Raw genomic sequence first — 15975 nt, forward strand, 5'->3', positions numbered from 1 at the left:
TGTGGGAGATGCGTCGCGGTGACGTGCTCCGGCGGGGAGGGACACGGGCGCCATGGGACTGGGACTGAGTGCCATCCGGCTGGATTCGACGCTGAACCTCGTCATCGTCGTCGTGCTGACGCTGCTCGCGATCATCGCGGTGCCGTTCTTCTGGGAACGCTGGCGCCGCAAGGTCATCGGGCGCAGCACCACGATTCTGGCCGCCGTGGTGCTGATCGTGGTCAGCGCCGGGATGGGCGGGAACATGATCGGCGGATTCTTCCCGACGGTCGGCGCCCTGTTCGGTACCGGCGTGTACTCCGGGGAGACCGTCGACGCCGTCGCGGGCCAGGACGGCGCGGATCTCGACAAGCTGCGCGACGCCGGAGCGATGCGCGCCAAGGAGGGCAGGGGCTCCGTCGTGCACATGACGGTGACCGGCAAGCGTACCGGCCTCACCCGCGACGTCTCGGTGTACTTCCCGCCCCAGTACTACGATCCCGCGTACCGGTCGCTCAAGTTCCCGGTCATCGAATGGATCCCGAACTACCCGTCCGGCCCCGAAGTGGCCACCGGTCCCTACGAACTGCCTGCCAAGCTCGACGCCGCCATCGCGAAGCACGTGCTCCCCCCGACCCTCGTGGTCATCCCGGATCCGACCGGGAAACCGAAGGTCGGTCACGACACCGAATGCATCGACGAGGTCAACGGCACCGCCAACGACACCTACCTGAGCGCCGACATCCGCGACTGGGCGATCGAGAAGCTCGGCGCCAACCCGCAGCGGAAGGCGTGGACGATGGCGGGCTGGTCCTCGGGCGGGTACTGCGCGATGAACCTGGTGACCAGGCATCCGCAGTGGTACGGCCAGGCGGCGAGCGTCAGCGGCTACTACAAGGCTTCGGTGGACGCGGAGACGGAAAACCTGTTCAAGGGCAGGCAGGACATCGTCGACGCGAACACGGTCACGATCAACCTGCAGAAGCATCCGTCGCCGGTCGACATCCTCGCGATCGCGGGGGACAAGGAAAGTTTCGAGAGCTTCTCGATCGACCAGATCCAGGCGGCCGTCCGCGCACCCGCGACGCTCTCGTCGTGGCGGATCCCGGACGCCGGGCACAACATGAACACCTTCAAGGCGCAGGTGCCCGACGTGCTGGCGTGGATCGGCGCGCGGACCGTGCCACCGTGCGCGCCGCAGGACAAGAAGATCGTCAGCAACGGCGGGGTCACTCCGTGGCCGCTGCCCAACACCGGGGCGAAGGGCGCGCTGGTCGACGTCGTCGGGTAGCTATCGAGGGGTAGGTCAAACGTGGCGTAAGCGGCTCGCTGCCCGGCGGCAGCGAGGAGCCCCCTGTCGAGGGGGGCGTCGCGCGACCGTCCACAAGGGACACCTTTCGGAGGCTCGGTGTCCGATTGATGACGCTATGTGCGGTTCCGCGTGGGGTCGTGAGTGGCGAATAGGGTTAGAACCCTCATTGCCACTCACGACCCCCGCGCAAAACCGCACAAACTGCCCAAGTCGGACAGTCTTCTTCGGAAAAGTGTCCCTTGTGGACGCTAGGGCGCGGCCCGGCTTCCCTCAGGCAGTCCGATCCCGCGTCGGAGCACGCCATATTTGCCTTACTTCTCAATAACCGCGTTTGGCGTGATAAGCCTTGGGGTGCAAGCGAATCCGGTCGGGCATGGGTTTCGCGGCCATCCCGGTGACGGTGGCCAGCAGCCGAAGCCGACGCTCGTCCCGGTCTGTCCATTCCAGACTCAGCCGGTCACGGAGAGCCTGAGGCAACAGGCCGATCGCGCACAACGACAGGACGTTCCCGCCCGCCGGGCGGACGGGACGCCACAGGGCCTCCGGCAAGAACCACCACGGCGGTGGCGGGGTGTCCCGCATGCTGAGCGAGCCGAGGAGTTCTCGTACCGTGTGATTGTCTTCGAGCCGGTTCGCGACGACATCGGCGAAGTAGGCCTCGAACCCTTCGAGATCCTCCGGCATGTGGTGTTCGCGCAAGCCGAGGATCAGGCCGAGGTGCCGCCATTCCGCGTAGAAGCGGCACTTCTCTTTGTGGGGCATGGGATACAGGAAGACGTCATGCAGGCGGAGTGCCGTCCAGAACGTCGAGCCGTGCACCCACCAGTAGGCCTCGGGGTTCAGCGCGTGATAGCGCTCGCCGTGGTGGTCGACGCCCTTGATCGCCTTGTGCAGCTCGCGAAGCCGCTCGGCCTCCGCGATCGCCGCCCGGCCGCCGAAAACCTGTGACAGCAACGAATCGACGGTCCGGTCGAGGCGGCCCCAGGGGTCTTCGACGTAGTTCGAATGGTCGTGGACACCGGCGCCGACCACCGGATGCGCGACCTGCAACAGGAGAGCCGTCCCGGCGCCGAGCAGCAGTCTCCGGTCGCCGACCACCTGCCACGCGACGGAATCCGGGCCGAGCGGGGTCAAGGCGGGCAGACGGGCTTCGGTGCTCATGACGACCTCCCGAGAGAGTGGCGTGAGGCCACTGTCCCACCTTGTTTACAGGTCGTCAATAGTGGGTCAGTCCGCGGTCAGCGCCGGGACCAGCGCTTTCACCACGTCCGTGACACGCCTGCCGCCGCTGGTGTAGGTGGTCGACGTCGGTTGCGACGTCAGCACGACGACGATGTGGCGGTCGTCCTTGCCGACGACCCCGGAGCTGTGGAGGATCCGGCTGCCGCGGCAGCACGCCCAGCCCTGCTTGACCGACCAGGGGAGGTCGCCGGCGGCGTCCGGAATGCCGAAGTACTGGCGAACCCCGTCGGAGCCGCTCTCCGTCGCGCCGCCCAACGCGCGCATGATCGTCGCCCGCGAGCCCGCGCTGACCTGTTCCAGCAGGTAGCGGTAGATCTTCGCGATGTCCGCGGCGGTGATCCTGGTGTCACCCCAGCGGCCGGGGTCCTCGGGTGGACGGGTGCTCCTGAGGCCGATTTTGGCCGCCCAGCGGGTGACGATGGCGGGGCCGCCGAGTTCGGACCACAGTCTGCTGGCGATGTCGTCGTCACTGACCGACAGCATCCGCTGCACGGTGCTCGACGGCGTGCCCCCTTTGAGCGCTTCGAGCGCGATGAGGATCTTCACCAGGGACGCCGAGGTGTAGGAACGCTCCGGCTGCAGGGAAACCGTGTTCTTCTTGGCGACGCGGTCGTAGACGACCACGCTCACCTGGCCGCCGGGGACGAGTGCCGTGAGATTCTTCGGATCGATGGTCGCCGGCTTGTCGGGCTCCGCCGAAGCAGGCTGGTCCGGTGTGGACGAGGGCGGCGAGTCCGGAGGTTCGGCGACCTCCGATTCGACGGTCATCGCTGCGGCTCCCGATGCCGCCGCGACCACCGTCGTGTCGGGCCGCGACGGCGGAACCAGCAGCATCGCGAGGATGGCCCCCAGGCACAGCCCCACCAGAAGGAAGACTCCGCTCACCTTGCCCACACGACTTGTTGGCCGATTCACCCGTTCGTGTTCACGATTGGGGCATTGGTGTGACGTGAGTCTCGTTTGACCACGGGTTCTGTAACCCGTTGAACGCGTGGCGTCGTCGAGGAGCGTCTTTCCGGTTTGTCCGAGAGGCCCCGGGGGTATCCCGCGTCCAGCGTGACTTCAGGTCGCCAACTCTGGAAGGCGGAGCAATGGCACGTACACAACGCGCTCGTATTCGGACGGCCGGGCTCCAGCCCGCGCAGGTCCTGGCCGGGCTGGCGAGCCTGGCCTTCCTGGTGTTCGGGATCGTGGGCTTCACCCGGACGGGGTTCGCCGATTTCGCCGGTCGCAGTGACGCGACCGTTCTCGGTTTCTCGGTGAACCCGCTCTACAACCTCGGATTCGTCCTGATGGGTTTGATCGGTCTGCTGCTGACCTTCAGCTCGGGGCGAGCCCGGATCTTCGGATTCCTGACTTTCGTCGCCTTCGGGGCGCTGTTCGTCTGGGGTCTCATGATCACCGGGACCGTTTCGACGAACCCGGTCTCAGCGGCGGGTAATCCGTTCAACCTCAACGGGCCGGACAACTGGCTGCACCTCGGCCTCGCCGCGCTCGGTCTGGTGATCGCGTTCCTGCCGGCCCGGCACAAGGTGCTGCTGCCGGAGGACGAAGAGGAAACCGTGGTCGTGGACCGGGCCGACAGCGCCACGGCCGTCGACCCCGCCCGGGACGGTTCGCGGTTGCCGAAGCATGGAAAAGGCCCGACCGTCGCTCGTGAAGAGCGACCGCCGGGCCTGGCCCACTAGGTCTTCGGTGGCTCAGTAGCCGTACTCGGAACCACCGGACTCGGCGGGAGCGCCTTCCTCCTTCTTGGGGGCGGCGTTCCCGCTCTGTGCCGCCTTGTCCTTCACCGGCGCGCTGCTCTTGCAACCGGCGGGCTCGATGACGAACCAGGTGCCGCCGACGCCGTGCCCGTTCGCCTCACCCGGGTTGGCGTCCTTGGCGTAGCGGTAGACGGCCCAGCCGCCGACGGTGACCTGCGTGGTGCCGTCCGCGCGCTTCACGGTGCCGAGCAGCTTGGAGTCGATGCCTTCGAGCTGGACGTCGCCCTCGGCGAGCACCGGCGGCCATGCCTTCGCGCAGTCACCGTTGCAGGTCGGCTGCTTGTTCTTCTTGTCCTTGGTGAACATGTAGAGGGTGAAGCCGTCCTTGTCCACAATGGCCGGTCCGATGCCGTCGACGTTGCTCGCGACCAGTTTCGTGGCGCCGTCGGCCTTCTGCTCGGCCGGCGCTTCCTTGGCCGCCTGCCCGGCCTTGCCGCCCTTGGCGTTCGCGGCGTACCAGGTGCTTCCGACGCCCTGCCCCTTCGTCTCGCCCGCCTTGGCGTCCTTGGCGTAGCGGTAGAGCGCCCAGCCTCCGACGGTGACCTGCTTGCGGCCGTCGGCGCGGGTCAGTTCGCCGACCAGTGCCTGGTCCACGCCTTCGATCTGCACGTCGCCCTCGGCGAGTACCGGCGGCCATGCCTTCGCGCAGTCACCGTCGCAATTGGACTTCGGCGGTTTCGCGCTGTCCTTGTCGAAGCGGTACAAGGTGAACCCGTCCTTGTCGACGAGCACCTGGCCGAGCTCACCGGCTTCGGCCACGGCCACCTTGGTCTCACCCTTGGCCGCGGGGGCGTTCCCGCCCGCCCCGGCCACTGCGGCGGCCGGCGCGACGGCGGGCGAAGTGGCCTCGTTGCCACCCGAGCAGGCCGACAGCAGCGCCAGGCCCGCGGCCGCAGACGCCGTCGCGACGACGAAACGCTTGCGAAGCATGGGATTTCTCCTTGTTCGTAGGGGTTCCGCGGCTTGGCGCGGTGAGCTTGTATCCCCTACACGGACCCCTCATGGGACCGGTTCAAGAAGTTCCCGGATTTTCTTCGCGGACTTCCAGCGCGGCGTCCGTCAGCGCGGCGGCCGAGCCGGTGTAGTTCGCGGGATCCAGCAGGTCGGCGAGGGATTCCGGGGGAAGGACTCCGGTTATCTCCGGCAGGTCGGAAAGAACCGCACCGAGTGGCCGATCCTGCTCCAGGGCGAGTTTGGCCGCCTGACCGAGGACGTCCTTGGCCCGCGCCTTGCCCAGCAGCGGAGCGAGAACGGTCGAAAGCCGTTCGGAAACGATCTGGCCGTGCGTGAGGCCGAGGTTCTCGCGCATGCGGCCGTCGTCGACGACCAGGCCGCGCGCGAGTTCGGCCGCGGTGTGCGCGGCGCCGCCGGTCAGGCGCAGGCATTCGCGCAGCAGCTGCCACTCGGCGTGCCACGCGCCCGCGGACCGTTCGTCCTCGGAGATCAGGGCCTGGGTGACGCCGGTGGCCAGCACCGGCACCTGGAGCGCGGCCGACCGGATCAGCGTCGCCAGCACCGGATTGCGTTTGTGCGGCATCGCCGAAGAACCGCCGCGGCCCTCACCCGCGGGTTCGCTGACCTCGCCGACCTCGGTACGCGTCAAGAACTGGACGTCGACCGCGATCTTCCCGAGCGCGGCGGCGGTGAACGAGAGCGCGGCCGCGAGGTCGGCCGTCGGGGTGCGAAGGGTGTGCCAGGGGAGCGTGGTCTCGGCGAGCCCGGTTTCCTCGGCGAAGGCCGTCTGCAGCCGCTGCGGATAGCCGTCGGGCAACTCGGCGAGGCGCGCGTACTCGGCGTACGCGGCCCGCGTCCCGGCCGCTCCGCCGAGCGAGACCGGCAGGACGACGCGGTTCAGCCTGTCGAGCGCGTCGAGCGTCAGCTGACGCCATCCCGCCGCCTTGAGCCCGAAGGTCGTCGGAACGGCATGGGCGGTGAGGGTGCGACCCGGCATGATCGTGTCGCGATGCTCGCGGGCGAGTTCGCGTAGTGCCTCCGCCGTCGCCTCGAGGTCGGCCGTGATGAGTTCGCGCGTCCGCGCGGCGACCAGCATCATCGCCGTGTCGAAGATGTCCTGACTGGTCGAACCGCGATGGACGTACTCCGAACCGGCGGCAGCGGTCAGTTCCTTGATCAGCCCCACGACCGGATTCGCCGTCTCACGCGCCGCCCTCGCCAACGCGACCACGTCGATCTCGGCCGACGCGGCCGCTTCGGTGATCGCGTCCGCGGCGGCCGCCGGGATCAGCCCCGTGCGCGCCTGCGCCCTGGCGAGCGCGGCCTCGGTGTCGAGCAGGGCCCGCACCCAGGCGAGATCCCCCGTCGCCGCCTCGGCGGGCGTGCCCGCGCGGACCGGGGAGAGGAGGCCGGAATCGGGATCGGCGTTCATCGGCCCAGCATCGCACCCCCGTCCATCAGCGGCCTGTCCTCCCGTCGATGCGCTCGCGCAGCAGATCGGCATGACCGTTGTGGCGCGCGTACTCGGCGATGTGGTTGACCAGCAGCCACCGCAGCGAGAACGGCTCACCGTCGCGGCGCCTCTCGCCCGTGTCGTCGAGCGAGGCCCCCGCGACGATCTCCCTGGACCGCGCGCACTCTTCGCGCCACACCGCCCACGCGGCCTCGATGTCACCGTCGGTGTCGTCGAAGTCCTGCTCGGGCCGCTCGTCGGAGTAATAGAGCAGGGGGACGTCCTCGCCCGCGAACTGGATGCGGAACCACCAGCGCTCGGTGCCGGTGAGATGCCTGAGCAGCCCGTGCAGCGACAAGGTCGACGGCTCCGTGGACCGCAGGGCCAGCTGCTCCGGCGTCAGACCCTGGCACTTCAGCTCGAAGGTGCGGCGGTGCCAGTCGAGGAGGGAGGTCAAGATCTGCCGCTCACTCGCCGTGCGCGACACCTCCGGCCTCTCTCCGGACCAGTCGACCGAGTAGTTCTCCTCGGGGATCGTGTCCATGCCCCCGACCATGGCAGACACCCCCGACAATTCCGTGGCGCCGGAGCTGCCGCCCCGCCATCCTGGTGGTCGACGGCGGTCTACTAGACTCAGCCGCACGGGCCGTTAGCTCAATTGGTAGAGCTGCGGACTTTTAATCCGTAGGTTCTGGGTTCGAGCCCCAGGCGGCCCACTCTTTCGCCTGGTCCACGTGTCGCGACCAAGATCATCTCCCCGGCTTTGGGGACGGACGTTTATCCAGCACCCCCCAGGGCGGTCCCCCTTGGCACCGCTCCCGCTGTGACCTGAGTCATAAGCCCCTCCCGGCCGGGCAACCCCGGTGCGCGAACCGCCGGTTGTAGAGGGTGTGAGCGAAAACCACGGGAGGCCTGGGTGAAGCGGTCCGAAGAAACGGCGTACCGGGAGTACGTCACGTCTCGGCTGGAGGGGTGGCGACGGACGGGTTATCTGCTTTGCCACGACTGGCATCTCGCGGACGATCTGGTGTCGATGACGATCGCCAAGCTCTATCGGCATTGGAAGCGGGCGAGTGGCGTCGAGTATCTCGACGCGTATGTGCGCCGGATCCTGGTGCGTACCTGGCTCAGTGAGCGTGGCAGGTCGTGGCGGCGTGAGGAGTTGTCGGGGGATCTGCCCGAACCGGCGGTGGAGCTGAACTCGCGAGTGCTCGACAGGGCGCAGCTGTTCACCCTGCTCGAAGCCCTGCCACCGGGGCGCCGCGCCGCTGTCGTGCTGCGCATCTACTGCGATCTCTCGGTCGAGGAGACGGCCGCGATTCTCGGCTGTTCGGCGGGAACGGTGAAGAGCCAGACCGCGCGGGGCCTCGACACGTTGCGTGCGCGGCTGGCCGAAACCACCCTGAGCTGAAGGAGACGAGATGACCAAGGAACGGATCGACGAGATCATCGGTGCGGCTCCTCCGTCCACTGTGGACGTCGACGCGATCGTGGCACGGGAACGGAAGACGGCCTGGCTCCGGCCGAACCCGTGGGTGGTGACGGCCGCGGGGGTGGCCGCGGTCGCCGTGGGGGCGGCCTTCGTCCTCGCGCCTGGTTCGCCGGGGGCGGTGAGTCCGGCGGCGGGGTCGTCCTCGGTGCCGGAACTGCCGGAACCCTGCAAGATTCCCGCCCTGATGGGCCCGGTGCCGACGGAGAAACCGGCCGAGGCGACAGCGCGGCTCACCGGGGTGCTGACCGCCGCGGTGAACGCCCGGCTGGCGGCGGGTACGACGCTGGCCCCCAGTGCGGCGAACTATCCCGAGGGCGACCCCGGGCGTGGGCCGCTGCAGGTCGTCCATTGGGCGAGGCCGGTGACCAACGGCGGCGGTGGCGCGTGCAGTGGTGGAGAGGACGAGTTCCTCGCGGGGACGACGACGGTCCGGTCGGGTGAGAAGGGGAGCGTCCAAGTGACGCTGGGACGGCTGGGCGGCCGCCTGAACATGCCCGCCGACTGTGTGGACCAGGCCCCGGAGGGCATGGACCAGGTGTGTCATCGGTCGTTCGGGCCGAAGGGGGAGGTCATCGTGGCGACCACCTTGACCCGGAAAGGTGGTGGGCCGTCGGTCCATCGGGTCGAGGTCGCCCGCGCGGACAAGATCGGGGTGATCCTCGACGCCGCGAACGCCGTCGACGCCAAACGCGACCGGAAACCGGCCAGCCCGGCGCCGCCTCTCACCTTGGAGCAGCTGGCCGAGATCGCGCTCGACCCCGGGATGACTCTCTATCCGTAAGTCCATTGTGGACGGCGAAGCCCGCCGGCCCGGCAGGGTGCCGGGGCGGCGGGCTTGGTCGTGCCGGTGGGGTCAGCGCTCGCTCGCGGTGGTGATGAGCTCCGCGATGACTTCGGGCGCGCCGAGCATGGCCAGGTGACCGGTGGGGACCTCGACGATGTCCGCGTTCATCCGCTCGGCCATGAATCGTTGTCCCGCAACGGGAATCATCTGATCCTCGGTGGCGATGGCGTAATAACCGGGGTGCCGCTTCCACGCCGGCGCCCCGGCCCGTTCGAGCATCGCGGTCAGTGCGAGCGGACGTTGACCGGCGGCGAGCACGGCCGCGTTCGCCGCCGTGGTGTCAGGGGCGAAGACCTCATGGAAACGGGCCGGATCGATGCTCAGCTCGACCTGCGGCGGGCCCTCGGGGGCGGCCTGGACGGCGCCCGGCAGGGGCCGTGCGGTGGTGACCTGTTTGGCCGCGCCGCCGAAACGCTCGTCCAGCTCGCCGGCCGACTCGTCCTGGTCCGGGGCGAACGCCGCGACGTACACCAGCGCGCTGACGTTCTCGGCCTCGGTGGCCGCCTGGGTGATCACCGCGCCACCGTAGGAATGGCCGACCAGCACGATCGGGCCAGGGGTGGTGGCGAGCGCCGTGCGCACGTATTCCGCGTCGTGGTGCAGGCCGCGCAACGGGTTGGCGACGGTGACGACCCGGTGACCTCGGTCGAGCAGGATGCGGGTGACGCCCTCCCAGCTGCCGGTGGCGTCGGCGAAAGCGCCGTGGACCAGAACGATGGTGGGGTTGCTCATGACGGTGGTGCCTCTCTCGAAGATGTATCCGGTGGTCGGTTCGCGGGTCAGGGGTGGACCTGGCGCGCGGCGGCTTCGATGACCTCGGCGGTCGCGCCCGGCTGGGAAACGGTGACGGCGTGGCTCGCCCAGCGCTCGACGACGCGGGCGTGCATACGTTCGGCCATCTGGCGCTGGCCGGCAGGCGGGATGATGCGGTCTTCGCGGGTGACGAGGTACCAGCTGGGCAGCGACTTCCACGCCGGCGGCCCGGCGGGCTGCAGGAGCGCGGCTAGCGCGAGCGGACGCTGCCCGTCGGCCATGTTCGCGGCCTGATACTCCGGAACGTCCTGCGCGAAGTAGTGGCGGAACTTGGCCGGGTCGATGGTCAGTTCCACCGGCGGGATCCCTCCCGGCGAGCCGGGCAGTCCGGTGGGCAGCGGGTAGGGCCTGGCGGTGGTGATCTGCCCGGTCGGCCCGCCGAAGCGCTGATCCAGTGCCTGGACGGTCTCCCCGGCGTCGGGGGCGAACGCGGCGACGTAGACCAGCGCGGCGGCCTTGCCGGAATCGGTCGCGGCGCCGGAGATGACCGCGCCGCCGTAGGAGTGGCCGACGACGACCGTCTTGCGGGGCATGGCTTCCAGCACGCCGTGGACGTAGGCGACGTCGTCGGTGAGGCCGCGCAGGCCGACCGCGGCCATGGTCACCTGGTAGCCGTCCTGGCGCAGCCGGGTCGCCACCCCGGCCCAGCTGGAGGCGTCGGCGAAGGCGCCGTGCACCAACAGGATCGTGGGTTTGGCCGTCCCGGATACCGCGCTCGACCCGCCCGGGGCGGAATCGGCGCCGGCGCTGGTGGTCCCGCTCAGCGCCACCGTCACGGCGGTGGCCAGCAGTCCGGCCTTCAGCAGGAGTCCGCGGTAGGTGGTGGTCATCGTGTCCTCTTCCTTGATCCAGTGGTGGTGACGTTCGTGGCGTGCGATGCGCCGGTGATCTCCAGCCGGCCCCAGGTGACCTGGCCGGTGACGCGCAGCCGGGGCGCGCCGGATCCGGGCTGCCCGCCGAGTGCGGCCTTGATGCCGGCGCCGTCGGCGGAGACCTCCGAGGTGAGCACCGTCCATTCGTCCGGCACCACCAAGGTGATCCGGCCGGCCTGACAGTTGACGTGCACCTCGACCTCTTCGTGCGGGCAGGTCGCGGCGGTGAAGTCGAGGGTGATCGACCCCATCGTGGAAGTGGCGTTGATGACGGACGGGACCTGCCACGGCCCGGTCTTGGTGATCGCGCCCCAGGTGCTGTTGAGATTGAGCGGTGCGGTCATGACTGGTGCTGCCTTTCGGAAATCGGGACGGGTACGGGACGGATGCGTTCCTGGACGCTGGTCCGGTGACGACCGGTCCGGTCGTAGAAGGCGGTGACCGCGAGGCCGATCGCGAGACTGGCCACCAGCCAGACGGCGACCACCAGGACGCTGCCGGTCAGGCCGGCGGTGACGGGGAAGATCAGGTCGCGGGTGGCGTCGGTGGTGTGCCGCATCGGCAGGACCTCGCCCAGCCAGCGGAAGAGGGTCGGCTGCAACTCGGGTGGAAAGGCGCCGCCGGAGGAAGGCACCCCGAGCACCACCAGGATCACCGTGGCCAGCAAGGCACCTGGCGAACCGAACACGGCGAGCAGCACCAGCGGCAGCACCCCGGCGGTGGCCACCGCGAGGATCGAGAACAGCCACAGGCCGATGGGATGCTCGGCCGGCATGCCGAGGGCGAATACGGCGACGGTCTCGATCACGGTGGCGGCCACGATCGAACAGCCGAGTACGAGTGCCGCCTTGGTCAGCAGTGTCTGCACCCGGTTGATGGGGAACGGCGGGTGGGTGGCCCGTTTGTGCAGGAACTCCCTCGGCGCGAACCCCAGTACACCGTCGACGGCCGAGTGCAGCACCTGCGCCAGCAGGAATCCGGTCAGGATCAGGACAAGGGTGTAGTAGAAGGCCGCCATCCCGCCCGCGCTGTGCGGTGGGACCGGGCCGACCGGGGCCAACGTGACCTTGACGGGATCAGCGAGCAGCAGCCGCGCGGCCCCGGAAACCCCCGCGTCGGCGGGGATCCGGGCGATCAGTTGCCCGCCGAGGGTCTGTGACATCGCGGCGAGGACGGCTTGCGCGGTGCCGGTCGCGGTACCGCTGGCCGCCGGACCGGCGATCGGATTGGTCAGCACGGTCACCCGCGCCGGGGACGGCGCGGCGTGGGGATCGCTCAACGCGGTGATCCGCGCGGAGAAGTCGGCGGGGACGAGGACCGCCGCGTAAGCGGATCCCTCGGTGAGCAGCCGCCGGGCAGCGTCCTCGTCCTCGGCGGTGATCCAGTGCGCGGCAGCACCGGCCTGCCCGGTGCGGATCTGCTCGGTCAGCGTGGCGCCGAGATGGTGGCCGCCTGCCCCGAGATCCGCGTTCACCCAGGCGATGGGGACGCGCTGACCGGGGGTGCCGGTATCCAGTGATCCGCCGAGGTAGCCCACCGTCAGCACGAGGGCGAGCACCGCGCCGAACAGGGTGAACACCCAGATCTTGGGACTGCGCAGAAGCGAGATGGCGCGCATGGTCGGTCTTCCTTCGTCGTGAGGGGCTGCTGTCGTGACCCAAACCCTCACCGAGACCGATAAAGAACGAATTCATCACCTTCGGCGACGACACGGCTGCGAAAAGTCAATTCGGCGTGTGCTGACGGCCGTTGTTTATCGAGCGTTTATTCCGGTCGGCCGATCTCCGGCCGTATGCTCCGCTCGTCATGGTCAACTTCCTGGTGCTGGGCCCGCTGGAGGCTCGCCTGCCCGACGGCTCGGGCGAGTCCGGCCCGGTCCATCTCGGCGGTGCCCGCCACCGCGAGATCCTCGCCCGCCTGCTGGTCGCGCGGGGCCAGGTGGTCGCCATCGACCGGCTGATCACCGACATCTGGGGTGACGATCCGCCCCGGCAGGCGATCGCGACCGTCCGCACCATCGTGTTCCACCTCAGGCAGGTACTCGAACCGGCCCGGCAGCGACGCACACCGGCCCGGGTGCTGGTCACCGTGGCACCCGGCTACGCGGTACGCGCCGAGGCCAGCGCCGCCGACTCCTGGCGGTTCGAGGCTTTCACCGACGAGGCGACGGACTTGCTCGCCCGCGACCGGCCCGCTGAGGCGCTGCCCCGGTTCCAGCAGGGCCTGCGACTGTGGCGGGGCAGCCCGTACGCCGAGTTCGCCGACACCGAGTGGGCGCGTGTGGAGATCACCCGCCTCACCGAACTGCGCGTCATCGCGCGGGAAGGCTTCGCCAACGCCCTGCTCAGCCTCGACCGGGCCGCCGAGGCCCTGCCGGAGCTGCGGGTTCTGGTCGACGAACACCCGCTGCGCGAAGAGGGCCATCGGCTGCTCGCGCTGGCCCTTCACCGCGCCGGTCGTCAAGGCGAAGCGCTGGCCGCGCTGCGCGAGGCGCGAGCCACCCTGCGGGAGGAACTCGGCGTCGACCCCGGCCTGCCGCTGCGCACGCTGGAAGCCGAAGTCCGCACCCAAGCACCCGTTCTCCCGCCGTCCCCACCGGTGAGCGCGCCGACCGCGGAAGGGCAGCATCCCACCGGCGAACCGCTCATCGGGCGAAAGTCCGAAGTGGACATCTTGACCCGGCTGGCATCGGCCGCCAGGGCGGGCACCGGGCGGGTGGCCCTGCTGGAGGGACCCGCGGGCATCGGCAAGACCGCACTGGCCCGGCACCTGCTCGCCCGGCTGCGCGCCGAAGGCTGGGCGACGGCGACCGCCCGATGTCCCGAGGTCGCCGGCGCGCCCGGCGGCTGGCCATGGCTGGAAATCGTCGACCTGCTCACCGCCGAACGACAACCGGCGCCGGACCTGGTGGAGCTGTTCACCGCGGCCGCCCGCCCGACCGGGACCACGAGCGTGGACACCGCGACCGCGAACCGGTTCCGGTTCTGCCGCCTGCTCGCCACCTATCTGGCGGCGGTCGCGGACGACCGGCCATTGCTGATCGTGCTCGAGGACCTGCACCTCGCGGACGCCGACACCCTCACCCCACTGGTCGAGGTCGCCCGTCTGCTCACCGGCCATCCGGTGCTCCTGGTCGGCACCTTCCGCCCCGCCCCGCACCACCCGCTGCTGGCAGGCAGCCTCGCCGAGCTGGCCGGGCATCTTCCCGAACGGATCCAGCTCGACGGTCTGGACGGACGGGCCATCGGCTCCCTGATGCGAGCCGCCGGTACCCACCAGGTGGACGACGTCCTCGCCGTCCAGATAGCCCGCCGCACCTCGGGTAACCCCTTCCTGGCGCGCGAACTGGCCAGACATATCGCCGCGCACGGGCGGGAAGCCGCCTTGCGCAGCATCCCCGCCGGGATCCGTGACGTACTCGTCCAGCGACTCGCCGAACTGCCGGAAGACGTACGCGTCCTGCTGCGCAAGGCCGCGGTGCTCGGTGACGAATTCGACCTCGACCTGCTCGCGGCGATGGACGCCGACCACGGACCGGAGCCGGATTACGACGCGGTACTCGAACGCGCCGAAATCGGGCTGGCGACAGGAATCCTCGACGACGGAACCACCGAAGGCACCCTGCGGTTCACCCATGCCTTGATGCACGAAGCCGTCTACGCCGAAATCTCGACGCCACGACGGACACTATGGCATCGCAAGGCCGCGGCCACCGTCGAACGGCTCCAGCCGCACAACGTCCAAGCGCTCGCCCGGCATCACCTGCAAGCACCGAGCGCGCGGACGGCGACGTCCGCGATCCGCTATACCCGGATGGCCGCGGACCAGGCGACGGCCCGATTCGCCTACCACGAAGCGGTACGGCTGCGCACCGCCGCGCTGAACGTCGCCGACCGCTTCGGCGGCACCTCCCGCGACAGGCTGACCATCGTCGGCGAATTGCTCCAGGCGCACGCTTTCCTCAGTGACAAGCCCGCCATGCGCGCCATCCGCGCCGAGTCGCTCGCGCCGCTCGCCGAACTGGCCGACCCCGCCTTGACCGCGCAGGTCGTCATTTCCCTTGACCCGGGCAACCCGGTGCTCGCCGAACGACGCGTGGCCCCCGAACAAGCCGTTCACCTGCGGCGCGTGGTGGACCTGCTGGCACAGAACCTGAGTCAGCTGTCTGAAGAGGACAGTGAGCTTCGCGCGCTGTTGCTGACCAAGCTGGCCATCGAGCTCTACGGCCATCCCGACGACCGCGAACGTGACCGGGGCCGGGCGGCCGCCGCCCAAGCCGAGGCGATCGCACAGCGGATCGACCTCTCCGCCAGTACCAGAGCGGAAGTGCTGATCGCCGCTCATACCCAGGCCTACGCCACCCCGGGCGGTTTGGCCCGGCGGACCAGGCTGGCGGCCGAACTGGTCGCACTGGGCCGGGAACACGAACTCGTGGTTTCCGAACGCCTTGGCCTGCTGTGGCAGCTCTATGCCGCCGAGCAGCGCGGCGACCTGACCGGAGCGGAGCACGCTCTGTCCAATCTGGACAGTCAGGTGCGCAGGCTCCCGCACCCCGCGAGCGCCGCCAGGGTGCGGTGGCATCGCGCCATGCTGCTCGACCTGGCCGACGCTCCCGACGAAGACGTGACGAAGGCCTATCAGGCCGGCGCGCAGGCTCTGGACGACGCCGGGGTCCAGCGAGCCGACCTCCTGCTCATGACGGTGCGCTGGTGCCGGGCCTACCGCGCCGGCCGCGCGGCGGAACTCCTGCCCGACTACGCGGACCGGTATCCGGCATGGCCGGCCTCACCCCAGCTTTTCGCGCTCACCCTCGCCTTGGCGGGTGACCTCGACAGGGCGCGCGAAATACTTCCGGCGGCCCTTCCCGCGTTCCCGGACGCCACCTACGAACTCGACATCGCGCTGGTCGGCTTGACCGCGATCCACACGGACGACGAGCGCATCGCCGAGCTGGCCTACCGGGCGCTGCTGCCCTCGGCAGGCGAGATCCTCGGACCAGGAGCCTGCGTATTCGTCCCGGCCCGGCAGGTACTCGACGAACTCGCCGGTTATCTCGACGCGAGGGGTTCCAGCAGGCGCTGAAGCATCGCCATCGCGGTAGGATCGAAGGTGACAGCGCCGGAGTGCCCAGACATCGCCCTCACGACGACCGACCGTCAACGAGGCCGCATCTGTCCCTCGGCCGTGCGCCTGTCCTTCTCGCGCGGTGAGTTTCAGTAGCGGCCGGCAAAGGTCTGGAGCCCACTCG

Annotated in this window: 14 protein-coding genes and 1 tRNA gene; 6 read left to right on the forward strand and 9 right to left on the reverse strand. The window is 69.6% G+C overall.

Annotation, left to right across the window (positions count from 1 at the left end; genetic code table 11):
- Positions 1-52: 52 nt before the first annotated feature.
- Positions 53-1270, forward strand: coding sequence for an alpha/beta hydrolase (locus tag ACZ5ZX_RS03955; protein ID WP_465500536.1), 1218 nt, complete (start codon positions 53-55; stop codon positions 1268-1270).
- 339 nt (positions 1271-1609) lie between these two features.
- On the opposite strand, the gene ACZ5ZX_RS03960 is transcribed toward ACZ5ZX_RS03955, so the two are convergent.
- Positions 1610-2452: an oxygenase MpaB family protein gene (locus ACZ5ZX_RS03960; RefSeq protein ID WP_465500537.1), complete on the reverse strand. Its 843-nt coding sequence runs from the start codon at positions 2450-2452 to the stop codon at positions 1610-1612.
- A gap of 66 nt (positions 2453-2518) precedes the next feature.
- Positions 2519-3427 carry a serine hydrolase gene (locus ACZ5ZX_RS03965; protein WP_465500538.1) on the reverse strand — a complete coding sequence of 303 codons (909 nt, stop codon included), beginning with the start codon at positions 3425-3427 and terminating at the stop codon, positions 2519-2521.
- A 197-nt stretch (positions 3428-3624) separates the two neighbouring features.
- On the opposite strand from ACZ5ZX_RS03965, the gene ACZ5ZX_RS03970 reads away from it, so the two are divergent.
- Positions 3625-4221, forward strand: a complete 597-nt coding sequence (locus tag ACZ5ZX_RS03970; protein ID WP_465500539.1) for a DUF4383 domain-containing protein — start codon at positions 3625-3627, stop codon at positions 4219-4221.
- A 12-nt stretch (positions 4222-4233) separates the two neighbouring features.
- Here the strand turns inward: ACZ5ZX_RS03970 and ACZ5ZX_RS03975 are convergent, their stop codons facing one another.
- The 3 genes from ACZ5ZX_RS03975 to ACZ5ZX_RS03985 form a co-directional block, all read right to left on the reverse strand.
- Positions 4234-5229, reverse strand: coding sequence for an SCO0930 family lipoprotein (locus ACZ5ZX_RS03975; protein WP_465500540.1), 996 nt, complete (start codon positions 5227-5229; stop codon positions 4234-4236).
- Between the two features lie 82 nt (positions 5230-5311).
- Positions 5312-6685: a nitrosuccinate lyase gene (locus ACZ5ZX_RS03980; RefSeq protein ID WP_465500541.1), complete on the reverse strand. Its 1374-nt coding sequence runs from the start codon at positions 6683-6685 to the stop codon at positions 5312-5314.
- A 25-nt stretch (positions 6686-6710) separates the two neighbouring features.
- Positions 6711-7250 (reverse strand): DinB family protein, encoded by a 540-nt coding sequence (locus tag ACZ5ZX_RS03985; protein ID WP_465500542.1) that lies wholly within the window; start codon positions 7248-7250, stop codon positions 6711-6713.
- A 99-nt stretch (positions 7251-7349) separates the two neighbouring features.
- Between ACZ5ZX_RS03985 and ACZ5ZX_RS03990 the strand changes: the two genes are divergently transcribed.
- The 3 genes from ACZ5ZX_RS03990 to ACZ5ZX_RS04000 all read left to right on the forward strand — a co-directional run bounded on the left by ACZ5ZX_RS03990 (position 7350) and on the right by ACZ5ZX_RS04000 (position 8979).
- A tRNA-Lys gene (locus ACZ5ZX_RS03990) sits at positions 7350-7422 on the forward strand.
- Positions 7423-7622: 200 nt separating this feature from the next.
- Positions 7623-8117, forward strand: a complete 495-nt coding sequence (locus ACZ5ZX_RS03995) for a SigE family RNA polymerase sigma factor (protein WP_465500543.1) — start codon at positions 7623-7625, stop codon at positions 8115-8117.
- 10 nt (positions 8118-8127) lie between these two features.
- Positions 8128-8979 carry a hypothetical protein gene (locus ACZ5ZX_RS04000; RefSeq protein WP_465500544.1) on the forward strand — a complete coding sequence of 284 codons (852 nt, stop codon included), beginning with the start codon at positions 8128-8130 and terminating at the stop codon, positions 8977-8979.
- Positions 8980-9051: 72 nt separating this feature from the next.
- On the opposite strand, the gene ACZ5ZX_RS04005 is transcribed toward ACZ5ZX_RS04000, so the two are convergent.
- From ACZ5ZX_RS04005 to ACZ5ZX_RS04020, 4 genes are read right to left on the reverse strand one after another with little or no spacing between them, the layout of a single operon-like run.
- Positions 9052-9774: an alpha/beta fold hydrolase gene (locus ACZ5ZX_RS04005; RefSeq protein WP_465500545.1), complete on the reverse strand. Its 723-nt coding sequence runs from the start codon at positions 9772-9774 to the stop codon at positions 9052-9054.
- Between the two features lie 47 nt (positions 9775-9821).
- On the reverse strand, positions 9822-10685 hold the full coding sequence (locus tag ACZ5ZX_RS04010; protein WP_465500546.1) for an alpha/beta fold hydrolase: 864 nt from the start codon (positions 10683-10685) through the stop codon (positions 9822-9824).
- Entirely contained in the window at positions 10682-11071 is a 390-nt protein-coding gene (locus ACZ5ZX_RS04015; protein WP_465500547.1) for a hypothetical protein, read from the reverse strand. Before ACZ5ZX_RS04015 ends, ACZ5ZX_RS04010 begins: the two co-directional genes overlap by 4 nt.
- Complete coding sequence (locus ACZ5ZX_RS04020; protein ID WP_465500548.1) at positions 11068-12345, reverse strand: YhgE/Pip domain-containing protein; 1278 nt, start codon at positions 12343-12345, stop codon at positions 11068-11070. Before ACZ5ZX_RS04020 ends, ACZ5ZX_RS04015 begins: the two co-directional genes overlap by 4 nt.
- 188 nt (positions 12346-12533) lie before the next feature.
- Here ACZ5ZX_RS04020 and ACZ5ZX_RS04025 point away from each other — a divergent pair, with 188 nt between their 5' ends.
- Positions 12534-15809 (forward strand): BTAD domain-containing putative transcriptional regulator, encoded by a 3276-nt coding sequence (locus ACZ5ZX_RS04025; RefSeq protein ID WP_465500549.1) that lies wholly within the window; start codon positions 12534-12536, stop codon positions 15807-15809.
- Positions 15810-15975 lie beyond the last annotated feature (166 nt).

It is taken from the genome of Amycolatopsis sp. NPDC033938 (assembly GCF_055575975.1).

Excerpts from the sequence above, each read along its gene's own strand:
- ACZ5ZX_RS03955 (WP_465500536.1), top strand. The coding sequence starts at position 53 with ATGGGACTGGGACTGAGTGCCATCCGGCTGGATTCGACGCTGAACCTC.
- ACZ5ZX_RS03960 (WP_465500537.1), bottom strand. The coding sequence starts at position 2,452 with ATGAGCACCGAAGCCCGTCTGCCCGCCTTGACCCCGCTCGGCCCGGAT.
- ACZ5ZX_RS03970 (WP_465500539.1), top strand. The coding sequence starts at position 3,625 with ATGGCACGTACACAACGCGCTCGTATTCGGACGGCCGGGCTCCAGCCC.
- ACZ5ZX_RS03975 (WP_465500540.1), bottom strand. The coding sequence starts at position 5,229 with ATGCTTCGCAAGCGTTTCGTCGTCGCGACGGCGTCTGCGGCCGCGGGC.
- ACZ5ZX_RS03980 (WP_465500541.1), bottom strand. The coding sequence starts at position 6,685 with ATGAACGCCGATCCCGATTCCGGCCTCCTCTCCCCGGTCCGCGCGGGC.
- ACZ5ZX_RS03985 (WP_465500542.1), bottom strand. The coding sequence starts at position 7,250 with ATGGACACGATCCCCGAGGAGAACTACTCGGTCGACTGGTCCGGAGAG.
- ACZ5ZX_RS04000 (WP_465500544.1), top strand. The coding sequence starts at position 8,128 with ATGACCAAGGAACGGATCGACGAGATCATCGGTGCGGCTCCTCCGTCC.
- ACZ5ZX_RS04005 (WP_465500545.1), bottom strand. The coding sequence starts at position 9,774 with ATGAGCAACCCCACCATCGTTCTGGTCCACGGCGCTTTCGCCGACGCC.
- ACZ5ZX_RS04010 (WP_465500546.1), bottom strand. The coding sequence starts at position 10,685 with ATGACCACCACCTACCGCGGACTCCTGCTGAAGGCCGGACTGCTGGCC.
- ACZ5ZX_RS04015 (WP_465500547.1), bottom strand. The coding sequence starts at position 11,071 with ATGACCGCACCGCTCAATCTCAACAGCACCTGGGGCGCGATCACCAAG.
- ACZ5ZX_RS04020 (WP_465500548.1), bottom strand. The coding sequence starts at position 12,345 with ATGCGCGCCATCTCGCTTCTGCGCAGTCCCAAGATCTGGGTGTTCACC.
- ACZ5ZX_RS04025 (WP_465500549.1), top strand. The coding sequence starts at position 12,534 with ATGGTCAACTTCCTGGTGCTGGGCCCGCTGGAGGCTCGCCTGCCCGAC.